11 protein-coding genes and 1 pseudogene are annotated in these 11,642 nt (G+C 64.3%); 8 read left to right on the forward strand and 4 right to left on the reverse strand.

The genetic code is table 11. The features are described from left to right. Window positions 1-38: 38 nt before the first annotated feature. Window positions 39-569 (reverse strand): annotated as a pseudogene (locus tag NVS83_RS22570) (class II glutamine amidotransferase); the annotation flags it as partial. A gap of 527 nt (window positions 570-1,096) precedes the next feature. On the opposite strand from NVS83_RS22570, the gene NVS83_RS22575 reads away from it, so the two are divergent. Further along, window positions 1,097-2,311 (forward strand): MFS transporter, encoded by a 1,215-nt coding sequence (locus NVS83_RS22575; RefSeq protein ID WP_258741504.1) that lies wholly within the window; start codon window positions 1,097-1,099, stop codon window positions 2,309-2,311. A gap of 14 nt (window positions 2,312-2,325) precedes the next feature. Here NVS83_RS22575 and NVS83_RS22580 read toward each other — a convergent pair whose 3' ends face one another. Next, the gene (locus NVS83_RS22580) at window positions 2,326-3,222 is read right to left on the reverse strand and encodes a LysR family transcriptional regulator (protein ID WP_258741505.1); all 897 of its coding nucleotides are present in this window, start codon (window positions 3,220-3,222) and stop codon (window positions 2,326-2,328) included. Window positions 3,223-3,328: 106 nt separating this feature from the next. On the opposite strand from NVS83_RS22580, the gene trxB reads away from it, so the two are divergent. From trxB to NVS83_RS22600, 4 genes are all read left to right on the forward strand, one after another. Next, entirely contained in the window at window positions 3,329-4,288 is a 960-nt protein-coding gene (trxB, locus tag NVS83_RS22585) for a thioredoxin-disulfide reductase (protein WP_258741521.1), read from the forward strand. 24 nt (window positions 4,289-4,312) lie between these two features. Beyond that, window positions 4,313-4,636, forward strand: a complete 324-nt coding sequence (locus NVS83_RS22590; RefSeq protein ID WP_258741506.1) for a thioredoxin family protein — start codon at window positions 4,313-4,315, stop codon at window positions 4,634-4,636. Between the two features lie 12 nt (window positions 4,637-4,648). After that, a complete protein-coding gene (locus NVS83_RS22595; protein WP_258741507.1) occupies window positions 4,649-5,080 on the forward strand; it encodes an OsmC family protein in 432 nt (143 codons plus the stop codon). Between the two features lie 122 nt (window positions 5,081-5,202). Continuing rightward, window positions 5,203-5,697 carry a DUF2938 family protein gene (locus NVS83_RS22600; protein ID WP_258741508.1) on the forward strand — a complete coding sequence of 165 codons (495 nt, stop codon included), beginning with the start codon at window positions 5,203-5,205 and terminating at the stop codon, window positions 5,695-5,697. Between the two features lie 250 nt (window positions 5,698-5,947). On the opposite strand, the gene NVS83_RS22605 is transcribed toward NVS83_RS22600, so the two are convergent. Next, on the reverse strand, window positions 5,948-7,276 hold the full coding sequence (locus NVS83_RS22605) for an ATP-binding protein (protein ID WP_258741509.1): 1,329 nt from the start codon (window positions 7,274-7,276) through the stop codon (window positions 5,948-5,950). After that, entirely contained in the window at window positions 7,273-7,935 is a 663-nt protein-coding gene (locus NVS83_RS22610; RefSeq protein ID WP_258741511.1) for a response regulator, read from the reverse strand. The genes NVS83_RS22605 and NVS83_RS22610 overlap by 4 nt, the downstream gene beginning before the upstream one ends. Window positions 7,936-8,010: 75 nt before the next feature. On the opposite strand from NVS83_RS22610, the gene dsbD reads away from it, so the two are divergent. Genes dsbD through NVS83_RS22625 form a run of 3 tightly spaced genes read left to right on the forward strand, consistent with a single transcriptional unit; the run spans window position 8,011 to window position 11,198 of the window. Continuing rightward, on the forward strand, window positions 8,011-9,840 hold the full coding sequence (gene dsbD / locus NVS83_RS22615; RefSeq protein ID WP_258741512.1) for a protein-disulfide reductase DsbD: 1,830 nt from the start codon (window positions 8,011-8,013) through the stop codon (window positions 9,838-9,840). Between the two features lie 26 nt (window positions 9,841-9,866). Then, window positions 9,867-10,502 carry a DsbA family protein gene (locus NVS83_RS22620; protein WP_258741513.1) on the forward strand — a complete coding sequence of 212 codons (636 nt, stop codon included), beginning with the start codon at window positions 9,867-9,869 and terminating at the stop codon, window positions 10,500-10,502. Between the two features lie 12 nt (window positions 10,503-10,514). Next, entirely contained in the window at window positions 10,515-11,198 is a 684-nt protein-coding gene (locus tag NVS83_RS22625; protein WP_258741514.1) for a L,D-transpeptidase, read from the forward strand. Window positions 11,199-11,642: the final 444 nt, after the last annotated feature.

The raw sequence follows: 11,642 nt of genomic DNA on the forward strand, positions 1-11,642 counted from the left end.
TCAGAGGTCGAAAATCAGCCGCATGCCCAAAGTTACTTTCAGCTGCAATTATAGTCGATCGCTTGCTCCTCGGCCGGAGACAAGCGTCCGGCGGCGCAATCGGTTCGATCAAATTGCACAATGTGCTGGTCGATCACACCAGAGGGGGCGAGGATCGCCACGGTATTGGGCATAAGGCAGACCCATCCGGCTGCGCCCGGTGGTGTGCGGTTAGAGACGACGAGAGCATGGCCCTGTTCGGAGGTCGAGGTCTTGATGAGCATTGGCGCACTGCCAAATGCGATGATCCGATCACCGCTGGAGAGGAGGAAGTCAAACGGCCCATGGCACCGCATGGCTCTGATGGCGGGTTGCAGGCGCAGGAGTAACCGGGTTGGGTCGGGAAGGTCACCGTCATAGCCGACCACGTCGCGCAGGCGGTCCATCAGCACGCAAAACGCATGTTCCGCGTCGGTCTCTCCGATTGGACGGAACGTGCCGTAGAGCGGCACCGATCTCAATCCCGCGCAACTGCCCGAATGGACGAAGGTCCAGGTGCGGCCCCTGAGTTCCCGTTCGTAGGGAGGTGTGTCGGCGAGCGAGGGGCAGTTTCAAAATGCGTCCTGCGACACACTTGCGCGACCATTGCCGTCCCCTGCAGACGGTGCAGAGCGGCTGAGCCCAACAGGCCAAAGCCCGGCACCACGTCAACCAGATCGCCATCCGGGGCGCGGCAAAGCCGCACCGCATTTCCTTCATAAATTGCCATTCCGGCACAATGGGGCCGCTCTTCGGCGAACATTTCCGCCAGAAGCTTCTTGGGATTAAGCGTTGTCGCCCGTTCGGCGACCACGGCAGCGATCTCTGTCATTTTATCCTCAATCATTAAAACAATCTATTGAATGATCTAATGTATGGTTGTCAACATGTTCCTGCGAGTCAAGTCGACGCCATCCGCTGCGGTTAGCCATCCGAGCAAGACATAATGATGATTTATGCAAATACGGAATATATTATAATTCTACACCCATATTTTTAATACGCCGCTGTAGCCGGTAAGCGCATGGGTTGAAAGGCATGCGCCAATCGCGTGCCTCACTAGCTACGGAGCGATTTCATGCCAATCGGAGTCTGGGCCCTGACGGCTACAGCGCTCGCCATCGGAATGGCCGAGTTCGTCATCGTCGGCATCCTGCCGCAAATCGCACGCGACACGCAGGTGAGCCTGGCGACTGCGGGCCTGACAGTCAGCATCTACGCTTTGGCGGTCGCCATCGCCGCCCCCTTGCTGACCGCTGTCACCGGCCGCTTCGAGAGAAAGCGCCTCGTCCTGGCGCTGATGGTGCTGTTCGTGATCGCGAATACGCTGTCCGCGCTTGCACCGACGTTCAGCCTGCTGCTGATCGGTCGCATTCTGTCGGGCGTCGTACAGGGCGTTTTCTACTCGATCGCCACGGTCATTGCCGCGCAGCTCGTGCCGAAGGAGAAGGCGGGGCAGGCGATCGCCACCATGTTCACCGGCATCACTTTGGCGCTGATCTCGGGCGTGCCGCTGGGCGCTTTCATCGCTGAGGCATTCGGGTGGCGCACGAGCTTCGTGGCGGTGACGGCGATTGGCCTCCTGTCCCTTGCCGCGCTGGCCTGGCTGCTGCCGGGGACCATCGAGCGTCCCGCCCCATCGTCGTTTGCGGAACAGATGTCGGTGGTGTTCAAGCCGCGCCTGGCGCTGCTGTTCGCAATCACGCTCGTGGGTTACGGCGGATCGTTCGTGGCCTTCACCTATTTCTCGCCGATCCTCGAGACTTTCACCGGCATGACGCCGAACGGCATCGGGGTGATGTTGTTCTTCTACGGCGTCGCCGTTGCGATCGGGAATCTGGTTTGCGCCCGCATTGCGGACCGTGTGGGGGCCATGCCGGTGCTTCTTGGCATCTACGCCGTCATGGCGCTGGCACTCCTGCTGCTGATGCCGCTGGCCAGTAACGTGTGGACGGTCACGCCGCTCGTGATGGCATGGGGCATTGTGGCCTTTGCCTCGGTCTCGATCCTCCAGCTGTATGCCGTGCAGCAGGCGGCGCTGATCGCGCCACGGGCGGTGAATGCGACCTCAAGCATGAACATCTCCGCCTTCAACTTCGGCATCGCGCTCGGAGCCGGCGGCGGCGGACTGGTGGTCGATCACCTGGGACTGGCGATGACCGGGCCGGTGGCGGGCGTCGTGGTCATCTTCGGTCTGATACTGGCCGTGATATCGGCCGGCATCGACCGGCGCCATTGCGCAACGATCCGTCGTGAAAATGGGGGGCTCTGCCCGGACGAGGCCGCAGCCTGAGTGCGGGCGGCGGCTCAGACAGCCGCCGCCTTTTCCGGAAAGGAGAGATCGCGGATCGCGGCCAGCAGCGGCGAGGGATCGTCGCGCCGCCAGGCCAGCGCCACATTCAGTCGCGGGGCTGGCTCCTCAAGGTCGACAATCTGCACCGTGCCGTTCGATGCACATTCCACCCGGCTGGTGACAAAGCTCACCCCCATGCCGGCCTCCACCAGGCAAAGGCAGCTCTGGCCCTCGGTGCAGTCCTTCACCCGCGGGCGAAAGCCGGCGACCGCGCAGGCGCGAAGGATCTCGTCATGAACACCGGGGTTCAGGGACCGTGGTGGAATGATGAAGGTGTCGGTCGCGAAGGCCGAGAGCGGGATGGCCCCTTCGCCAAGACTCCGCAGGTGCGGATGGGCGATCGGAATGGCCAGACGCATCTGCTCGGAATGGACCGTTCGTACCTCCAGCGCCGGATCGTCAGCCGGGGCCAGCAGAAACCCGACGTCGATCTCGGCCGCAAGCAATGCCTTGACCTGTGCATCCGTTGGCAGCTCGCAGATCGACACATCGATCTGCGGATGCGCCTCGCGAAAGCCCCGGATCAGGGCGGGAAAGACCGTCTGCATGGCCAGCGGGGTCACGCCGATTGCAAACCGCCCGCTTTCCGCGGCGACGGCATGGCGCACCGCACGCTGAACGCGGTCGAAATGGGCAAGCAACCCTTCAGCCTCCCGGCGCATCACCACGCCTGCGGCGGTCAAGGCTACGCGTCGGGTCGTGCGCTCGAAGAGCTTGACGCCGAGTTTGTGTTCGAGCTGGGCCACCGTCTTCGTTACCACCGGCTGCGAAGTGTTCAGTTGCTCAGCTGCGCGGTTGAAATTCAGCGTTTCGGCCACACGGACGAAACTGCGCAGTTCCTTGATCTCCATGACAGGAAATATATGCAATTTCATTATTAATGTCGATAATGAATTCGAACTTAAATGCTGGGTGGCCGTGCCATATATCACTGCGGATATCACGGACGGCAAAGCCATGCATAGAAGACTTATCATCTTGGGCTCCGGCCCAGCGGGATACACGGCGGCGATATATGCCGCCCGTGCCGGTCTGGCGCCGTTGCTTCTCACGGGGCTGGAACCCGGCGGACAGCTGACCATCACCACGGACGTGGAGAACTATCCCGGCTTCGCGGACCCCATTCAAGGCCCTTGGCTGGTGGAGCAGATGCATGAGCAGGCCATGCGGATGGGGGCGGAGATCGTCACCGATCTGGTTACCCGCGCGCGGGTCACGAACGGGATTCATCTGGTGGGCGACAGCGGCGTCCAGTATACGGCCGATGCGCTGATCATCGCCACCGGTGCCCGTGCGCGTTGGCTCGGACTCCCCTCCGAGACCCTGTTCCGCTGCGGCGGTGTTTCCGCCTGCGCCACTTGTGACGGCTTCTTCTACCGGGGGCGGCGGGTCGCCGTCATTGGCGGCGGCAACACGGCGGTGGAGGAAGCTCTGTTTCTGGCGGGTATTGCCGGGCGCGTGGTGCTCATCCATCGCCGCGACAGGCTGCGGGCCGAAAAGGTATTGCAGGATCGCCTGTTTGCCCATCCCGGGATCGAGGTGATCTGGAACGCGGAAGTGACCGAGATCACCGGCACCGACGCGCCGCAGATCGTCACTGGGGTCACCCTGCGCGACACCCGCGATGGGATGCAGACCGCGCTGAAAACCGATGGCGTCTTCATAGCCATCGGCCACAGCCCCGCGACCGAACTTTTCACTGATCAGTTGCCGGTCAAGCCGGGCGGCTATCTGAAGACCGTGCCCGGCAGCACCGCTACTGGCGTGCCCGGCATCTTTGCCGCCGGCGACGTCACCGACGACCAGTTCCGCCAGGCCGTCACTGCGGCCGGCCAAGGCTGCATGGCGGCGCTGGAGGCGGATCGCTACCTCGCGGGGCTGCCGCTCGCCCTTCCAACTGATGGCCTTTCGGCCTGACCACCCAACCCCGGGGAGATACCGATGGCTGATGTCACCGCGCTCGACGCGACAAACTTTGAAAGCTTCATGCACCAGCCCGGCGCCGTGAAGGTGCTGCGCTTCTGGGCCACCTGGTGTCGCCCCTGCATCGCGCTGGAGCCGACCTACAACGAGGTGGCTGGCGAGTTGAAGGGGCAGGCCAACTTTGGCGAGGTCGATATCGACCAGGCACCCGAAATTGCCAACGCCTTTGGCATTCGCTCAGTACCGACGGTGCTGGTGTTCAAGGACGGCCAGCCCGTGGATGCCATTGTCGGGTTGTACCCCAAGCATCACTACACCATTGCCGTTACCAAGGCTGCCTGAGGAAGGATGATCATGGCTGATATCAAGATGACGTCCTCCTGGGAGGGCGGTTTCGAAGGCGAAGGGCGGATCACGGGCGAGGGATGGTCGGTCGGTATCGGCATTCCGGCGGATCTCGGTGGTAGCGGCGCGGGCGCAAGCCCGAAGGAACTGTTCACCGCCGCCACGCTGGCCTGTTTCACCGCCACGCTCCGGGCGATCACCGACAAGAAGAAGGTGCCGGTCGAGAAACTCTCTGTCGAGACCTCGGCGCAGGCCACGGACGATATTTTCGCCATCCGGCATATCGCCCGGGTCATCTTGACCACGTGGGCAACCGACGCCGATGCCGCCGCCGCCAAAGCGGCGATCGAAACTGCAGACAAAGTCTGCATCGTCGGCAATCTGGCAAAAAAGGCCGGCGTGACCATCGACGTCAAAGCGGAAGTGAGCGTCGCGGCCTAAGCCTTCATTGAACCGAAACTGTAATTGATCAGGGCGCGGAGAAAGAATTTATGCTCCGCGCCTGACGGCGTATCGCAGACGCAATGCGACTGGCCGTCGCGCTCGCTGTTGCCGGAGGTTCCGTGACACCGCTGTTCGCCGTTTTCATTCTCGTCGTGGGCATCGGCTCGACGCTGGTTCTGGACATCTGGGCACAGGTGAGCGTTCGCATCGGCTGGCTGCCAGGCACGGACTGGCCTTCTGTTGGACGCTGGCTGAAGGGCCTGCCGCAAGGCCGGCTGGTGTTGGATGGGGCCGACACAGGCCCTTTTTCCGGCGCTGAAACGGCGCTGGGCTGGCTCTTCCATTATCTGGTGGGCATTGCCTATGCGGTGATGTTCCCGCTGTTCTGGGGGCTCGCCTTCATCCATGCGCCGACCGTATGGCCCGTGGTGCTTGTGGGGGTAGTGATTAGCAGCCTCGCGGGTCTGATGGTGCTGATGCCCGGCTTGGGCGGCGGCTTCTTCGCCCGCAAACTGCCGAACGCTGTCGACGTAAGCCTCTATGTCTTCGTATCACACGTTATCTTCGCGGTGGCGCAGTATCTACTGGCGTGGGCCGTCGCCAAAATGCTCTGAATGGCGTTGTCCTTGTCGCTGCCATGGCACCAAAGGCTTCCGGGCAGTCAATCAAGACCCGCTCCCGAGGCGGTGCCCCCTCAATAAGAGCTTCCAACGGCGCCGAGGAGTCGGAAACCTCGGGCAAGTTGTAAGCGTGCTTCTTGACATTTGCAGCCTTGGCAAACCCATCGGCTTGCGGTGAAATACAACGCCCAACCTTCAGTAAAATGTGCAGAAAAACCTGCAGACCCATCGCGCCTTCTCCCCTTCAAAGGAGAGCCCGTTCCGACTGCCGGAAGATCAGACGGGCCAACAGCCCCTTTCGATCCGTGCGATTGGCAAGCACCAATTGTGCGCCGATACGGGTCGCTGCCATGCTGGCGATGGTAAGGCCAAGCCCGATGCCGGAGGCACTTTTCATTCGCCCCCGGAAAAAGCGCTCGGTCACGCGAGTCAGCTCCTCTTCGGGAATACCGGGGCCTTCGTCCTCGATACAGAGCCCCTCTGGCAGGCGCCGCCAGGTCACTCTGCCGCCTGCCGGCATATGCTCAAGAGCATTTTCATGGAGATTGCGCAGGACGAGATAAAGGCACTCCCTGTCCGCGCAGACGGACCATCCTTCAAGCGCTGGCTCAATGTGCACGTCGATCCCAGCTGCGGCGGAAAATTGCTCCGCGATGTCCCGCAGCATGCCGCCAACGGTCATTTGCTCCGCTGTGCTCTTGCCCACGGGAGCCGCCTCCAGCTTGGCGAGGGCGAGCAGTTGCCGCACTAGCCGTGCGGATCGATCCACCGACATCATGATCTGGCGCAAGGCGTCCGTGCGCATGTCGGCGTCGGTGGCGGCGAGCGCCACCTGGGCCTGCGTCCTCAGGCCGGCGAGTGGCGTACGCAGCTCATGCGCGGCGAAGGCCGTGACGTCGCGCTCATGCTTGCGCGCAGCTTCCACCTTGCCGAACAGGCTGTTCAACGCATCGAGCAGCGGACGCACCTCGGACGGCGCGTCACCGGCGGCCACCGGACACATGTCCTCGCCGTCGCGACCCGCAATCTCCTTGGCCATGCGGGCCAGCGGCTCAAGGCCGCGAGCAAGGCTAACCCAAATCAGAACGGCCAGAAGCGGCGCCACCAGCACCGCCGGCGCCAATACGCCGGTGATCAGATCGCGCACGAGGCGGGCGCGCAGCCCCACGCGATCACCCACTACCACCCGCACGCCTTTCACCTGGTCGAGGAGGGTATACACTCGCCAATCTTCGCCGTTTACAAGGCGCCAACCGAAACCCTGTGCCGGGCCAGACAGCGCCTCCTCGGGGGCGCTCGAGGAGCGGGCCAATAGCCTGCCATCGAGCGACCAGATCTGGCAGGACAATTGCCGCTCATACTCTGTGTCCGCGACGGGCACAGCGTCCGCCGCCGCCAGATTGCCGCCCGCGACCAGCGAATGCACCATCCGGGCTGCCTCGCGAAGGCGCGTATCCAGCACATGCTCAAGTTCCGAGCGGCTGGACAGATAGATCCAAACCACGGCGCACAGCCAGATGAGGCTGGTGGCGGCGATCAGCACGAGGAACAAGCGGCGCCGGAGCGAGATCATGTGCTGGCCTTCATGCGATAGCCGAGCCCGCGCACGGTCTCGATGGTATCGCGCCCGATCTTTCCCCTGAGATTATGGATGTGGACCTCCACAGCATTGCTTTCCACTTCCTCCTGCCAGCCATAGAGCTGCTGTTCGATTTCGCCTTTCGAACGGATTACCTCGGGTCGTTCCATGAGCACCGCCAGTACGGCGAACTCCCTGCGGGACAGCGCCACCGGGGTTCCTTCCACCGTGGCGCTCAACGCCGCAGGATCGAGGACCATGTCGCCGAACCGCAGAACAGCCTGCGCGCGCCCCCGGCCGCGGCGGGCGATGGCCCGCATCCGCGCGGCGAGCTCGTCGAGGTCAAAGGGCTTGCCGAGATAGTCGTCGGCTCCGGCGTCCAGCCCGTGTACCCGGTCCCGCGCCTCATCAAGGGCGGTGAGCATCAGCACCGGAGTCACGTTTCCCTGCCCCCGCAATCTGCCGAGGACATCGAAACCTGACCCGTCCGGCAACATCACATCCAGCACCACCGCATCAAACCGGTCGGCACGCAGCGCGGCTTCGGCATCCGCGCAGGTTTCGACCCCGTCCACGGTGGCCCCCGAAAGCCGAAGCCCGGCCTTGAGGCCGTTCATCAAAACCGGATCGTCCTCAACCACGAGGATGCGCATGGATCTCTCCCGTCTGTGACCAGCTTATACGCACGCCTTAAGGCTGGCTTAAGGTGGGAGCCTGAGGGAGCGGCCATGGTGATGGCGATGCTCCGAATGCTTTCCGCGGCCCGGTGGGCCGCCATGTGGATCGGTCTGCTGCTGGGACTGATGGGGACGGCTTTGGCTGGCGCCCCGCTGGCGCCCGACGACGCCTTCCACCTGTCCGCCAGCCGAACGGTAGACGGCACGCTGACCCTCGCCTGGCGAATCGCACCGGGAACCTATCTCTATCGCGACAGCCTGACGGCACAGGCGAATGGATCGTCCGTGCCGCTCGAAACGTCCCCCGGCGAACCTAAGGACGACCCCAATTTCGGAATGGTGGAAGTCTATCACGCCCGCGCTGAAGCGACGGCGCCGGGATTGCCCGAACACGGCCTCCTGCGCGTGGCGTTCCAGGGTTGCGCGGAAGCTGGCATCTGCTACCCGCAGATCGTCCGAACCGTCGATCTCACTACTCTCGGCGTGGCGGCGCCGGACGCCACATCCGCCAGCATCGGCAAGGCAAAGGTGCCGTTCGGCGCGCCCCGTGTCTCGCCCATGGAGCGGTGGGATCCCGGTGTCGCGCCGCGCGTGAAGGATGCAGCCGATGCCTCCACTGACGGCGCCGGCACCTTGTTCCAAGGCGGGCTGCCGGGACTGATGGCCAGCTTCCTTGGGTTCGGCCTGCTACTGGCATTCACGCCCTGCGTGTTTCCCATGCTGCCCATTCTGTCCGGCATTCTGGCGGGGGGCGGAACCCCGCCGTCAATGGCCCGGGGCACGTTGCTGGCGTCCAGCTACGGGCTCGCCATGGCCGCGGCCTATGGGGTGCTGGGGATTGCCGCGGGCTGGTCCGGCGCCAACCTGCAGGTAGCCCTGCAGACCCCCTGGGCCCTCGGCGCCATGGCGATGGTTTTTGGCGTGCTCGCCATATCCATGTTCGGGAAACTCGAACTGGCGCTGCCCGCCGGTCGGCTGGGCCTGCCGATCCGCACCGGGGGATCTCTCACCGGTGCAGCGGCGCTCGGGTTCGCCTCCGCGCTCGTGGTCGGGCCGTGCGTGACCCCGCCGCTGGCGGCAGCGATCCTATATGCTGCCCAAAGCGGCGACATGCTGCGGGGCGGTGCCGCGCTGTTCATGCTCGGCCTCGGCATGGCCTTGCCGTTGGTCGTCGTCGGGGCGTTCGGCGCTCACATACTGCCGCGCTCCGGAGCCTGGATGGTGGCGGTCCGCCACACCTGCGGCGCCCTGTTTCTCGGCATCGCCGTGCTGCTGGCCGGACGGCTGATTCCTGCGGCCGCGAGCCTCGCCATCTGGGGGGCGCTGGCGATCGGACTTGGCGTCTTCCTTGGCGCCTTCGACCGGCCGCGCCGCGCGGCGCCGAGTCGGCTCGCAAAGGCCCTCGGCCTTCTGGCCGTGATCTATGGCGGAACGCTGGTGGTCGGCGCCGCGGCCGGAGGCACCGATCCGCTCCGCCCCCTCGGCGTCCTCAGCGCCGCCGCCGGCGCCGATCGTCCTGCGCTTGCCGAAACCCGCGTTTCCTCCCTCGGCAACTTCCGGCAGGTCCTCGCCGAGGTTGGGGTGGACGGGCATCCGACCCTGGTGTCCTTCACCGCCGACTGGTGTACGGTGTGCAAATCCAACGCCGCCGTGATGGCCGAGCCCGAAGTGCGCGCTCGGATTGCGCGCCTGTCGCACATCATCGCGGACGTCACCGCCTATGGCGCCGATACCCAGGCCCTGATGGCGCGCTTCGACGTGGTGGGCCCTCCCACGCTCTTCCTCGTCGACGCCAAAGGCCAAGAGATCGCCGGCTCGCGTCTGACGGGCGTCGTCTCGAGCGACGACATCGAACGGCTGGCGGCTCGCGCCGGCCTGTGACCCGTCTCTAGCCCCCGGAAGCACCCATGCAACGCAGAAACGTCATCAGGCTAGTCGCCCTGTCCCTGCTGTCCGCCCCGCTGGCGGCGGCAGGCTCCCGATACGCGGCCGCACAGGGCACGGTGCATGTCGACGCCATCCTGCACGATCCCGATGCCCCGGTGACAGGCAATCCGCGGGGCGATGTGACGATCGTCGCCTTCCTCGACTACAACTGCCCCTACTGCAAGAAATCAGCACCGGACCTCGCCCGCGTGGTGAAGGAAGATGGCCGCATTCGCCTTGTCTACAAGGACTGGCCGATTCTCACCGAAGCCTCGGTCTATGGGGCGCAGCTGGCCCTCGCCGCGAACTATCAGGGCAAGTATCTGGAGGTGCATGACGCACTGATGGCCATTCCGGGCCGTCGGATCCCCGAGGAGGTCATGCTGAAAGCCGTGCAGGCCACGAGCGTAAATCTCGATCGGTTGATGAACGATTTGCAGACCCGGATTGGCGACATTGCCGCTCTGCTGAAGCGCAACAATTCGCAGGCCAATGCCCTTGGGCTGCAAGGAACGCCGACCTATCTCGTCGGCCCGCTGCTCGCCTCGACGCTCGACTACGCCAGCTTCAAGCGGGCCATCGCCGAGGCCCGGCGCCAGCAAGCCAACGCAAAGTGAGGCGCTGCATCCATGACGTTTCCCCGATCCGGCGATGGGCAGGGCCTGTCGCGCCGTGCCGCATTCTGCGTTCTCGCGCCTCTCATCCTTGCCGCCTGCGTCACCAATGAACCGCCCCCGCCGCCGCCCCCGATGCCGCGCGTCGCGCCGGCGCATGCCGTCCGCTACGGCGCTGTCACGGACGGCGACTTCAGCATTCCGGCGGTCGATCCGGAACAGTTGAAGCCGCGTTACGTCCGCCAGCTCGTACGCAACCCCACCGACCAGCCGCCGGGCACGTTGGTCGTCGACCCCCACAACCGCTTCCTATATCTCGTCCGGGAGAACGGCATGGCGCTGCGTTACGGCGTGGGCGTCGGCCGCGCGGGGCTGGAATTCTCCGGCTCCGCCGACGTGGGCTACAAGCGCAGCTGGCCAAGCTGGCGCCCCACCGATGCGATGATCGCGCGTGAACCGGAGAAGTACCGGCCCTGGCGAAACGGCATGGCCGGCGGCACCGACAATCCACTAGGCGCACGCGCGCTCTATCTGTTCAAAAACGGCGAGGATACGCTTTACCGCATTCATGGCACCAACGAGCCATGGTCGATCGGGGAGGCGGTCTCCTCCGGCTGCATCCGCATGATGAATCAGGACATCATCGACCTGTACGGCCGCGTTCCCGACGGCGCGAAAGTGCTGGTGCTGCCGGGCTGAGGATTGTCCCCTCCCGTCCCATCGTCGCGGAACGGAGAGGACAGTTGGACGCCCGGCCGCGTCGCCCGGGCGTCCACTCTTCTTGTTTCGAGCAGGCTCAGTATCGCGCGTCCCCTGGTTTCTTGCACTTGGGCCAGTCGTTGACCTTGGGCGCGAAATCCGGGCGCCTGGAAGGATTGGAATTTTCATTATGGTCTCGACTTCAAGCGGAAGCGGCCCGCTGCTAAGCGGACAATCTGAACGCCCTCTTTGGGGCGGGAGCAGAACGGCAGCTATATGCGCCACCATCGCCAAGACCTGACAGACCGGTTACGGCCCGATTCCGTTGAAAAAGTCGATGTTGCTGCGGGCTCGAAGTCCTGATTCAGTTGTCCTCAGGGATGGAGGACAGGCCGATGATGGGCGAGCGAATGGGGGCGCAGGAGGCGCTGTTCTACGAGTTTA

Source organism: Ancylobacter mangrovi (assembly GCF_024752335.1).
In the GTDB taxonomy this organism is placed as follows: domain Bacteria; phylum Pseudomonadota; class Alphaproteobacteria; order Rhizobiales; family Xanthobacteraceae; genus Ancylobacter; species Ancylobacter mangrovi.